We start from the raw sequence: 1,964 nt of genomic DNA, 5'->3' as shown, positions 1-1,964 counted from the left end.
ATAAAAAGGTCAGAAAGCATAACATGAAGCCATAAGTTAAATAGGCGGCTATGAAAGAGCAAAAAATTTCACCTATCTCCGTTTTGGATCAAAGCCCAATGTTTGTCTCTGGGGTGATGCAACGGATGTATCGCAACCGAGCGCAAGCAGAGTTATGTCGTCAAAATCAGATGACCTTAGAGATGGCCAGTGCGTTGGCAGCGTTAGAAGAGTTTCAGCCCATGAGTCAACAAGCGTTAGCCGATGCCGTTCTGACCGAAAGAAGCGTTGCAAAGCGCATGGTCGATAACTTGGAAAAACGTGGTTTTGTGTGCGTTTCGAAGAGTGAGGCGAACCAACGACTGAAAATGCTCAGTTTGACGAAAGAAGGTGAAGCAACGATAAAGAAAGTTCATCAAATAATGAGGAACTTGCAGAGCGAATTCTTCTCTTGTTTATCAGAAGATGAGTCGGCAGAGTTTTTTCGTTTGGTAAGGAAAATGACATTAGCCAATCATTCGTAAGCGTCTTCTCTGCGTTAAATCTAAGTCTTTTTGTAAAGCCTCAGCTATGTTCTGAGGCTTTTCTATATCATTTTTCAGATCAAACCGTACGATTTTAGAACCACAATACCGAACGTGCAGGTGACGGTTGAAAGCACGGTTGTCAAAGCAATAATATTGGCTGCCAGTACCGCATTTCCTCCCATTGAGCGGGCCATGACGTAACTCGCTGCCGCAACGGGCGAGGCGTTCATGAAGAATAAAATCCCCAATTCAATACCTCGAAAACCAACAAAATACGCGCCTAACGTGATCAACACTGGGGCGACAATCAACTTGTAAGTGCTTGCAAACCAAGACGGGCCTTTTTCCTTTCTCATCAAACTAAAATCCAACGAGCCACCTGTACATAACAATGCGAGCGGCAACGTCATTTTCGACAGATAGTTACCCGCATCAATGACTACGTTTGGAACCGGAATCGACAACAAGTAGAAAAGCATACCTAAAACGATGGAGATGATAAGCGGGTTCTTCGTCAGTGTTCTTCCCATCATTTTTGCTGCTTGAGAGGCAGACGTAGCGCCTTTGGGTGATAGGCAGATCACCGCTTGAACGTTATAGATAAAGGTGGTGATGGCGACATAAAGAGCAGCTAATGCGACACCCTGTGAACCATAAGCATTCGCAACGTATGCAATGCCGATAATGCCAGTGTTGGCGCGAAATCCACCTTGAATCAACACGCCCTGATCGGGAGAAGATTTAAACAGAACAGAAACGGACATGTAGGTGAAAATAAAAAACAGAATGCTCGCGACTACGCCGTAGTTGATGAAACCACTGGCGGCAGAAAAATCATGCTCAGAAGCCACAATACTGACAAACAACATGGCTGGCAGCGTGACCTTAAAAACCAGCTTAGAGCCAATTTCAATAAAGTTATCGTTGATGAGACCAAACCGTTTAAAGATAACGCCAAGCACCAACATTAAGCAGATGGGGCCGGTGATCGACAAAGAGAATTGCAACTGATGTAAAACAGAATCCATGTAAGTATCCGCAGCAAAAAAGAAAAAAGTCATTATTGTTTCGCTATTAAGCCACAAACTAGGGGGCGGGGAATAGGGAAGCGATGAAATTTTATTCTTATGTTGATTAGGATGTACGTTGCATTCCGATATGAGCCTAATATCTCAGTTTGACCAAGCTCGACTGGTCGAAGGTTGCATATATTGGTTTACTACTCCGACTTATCGCACTGGAGATAAAACAGAACTCCAGCGCCGACAAGTGAAATGAAGTTGAGCCGTGCTCATTCCTTGTACGGTTCTGGTGGTGATGAATAGGAGTCCATCGATGAAAAGTAAACACAACAAAACCGTTCTATGTGCATTTGTTTCTGGTTCGGTATTTGGTGCTGTTCTCGTTATCGCAATGTCCTTGCCGATGTAATCGGGCAAATTTTCACACACTGCATTT

General features: G+C 43.9%; 2 protein-coding genes. One reads left to right on the top strand and one right to left on the bottom strand.

Annotated elements, in window-relative coordinates; all coding sequences use genetic code 11:
• Positions 1-50 precede the first annotated feature (50 nt).
• Positions 51-503, top strand: a complete 453-nt coding sequence (locus tag R7Q47_RS23450) for a MarR family winged helix-turn-helix transcriptional regulator (protein WP_025623101.1) — start codon at positions 51-53, stop codon at positions 501-503.
• Positions 504-577: 74 nt separating this feature from the next.
• Here the strand turns inward: R7Q47_RS23450 and R7Q47_RS23445 are convergent, their stop codons facing one another.
• Entirely contained in the window at positions 578-1,534 is a 957-nt protein-coding gene (locus tag R7Q47_RS23445; RefSeq protein ID WP_318089485.1) for an AEC family transporter, read from the bottom strand.
• Positions 1,535-1,964 lie beyond the last annotated feature (430 nt).

The organism is Vibrio sp. Vb0349 (assembly GCF_033338975.1).
Note: the sequence above shows the minus strand (reverse complement) of the source record. Positions and strands in the feature narration are given on the sequence as shown.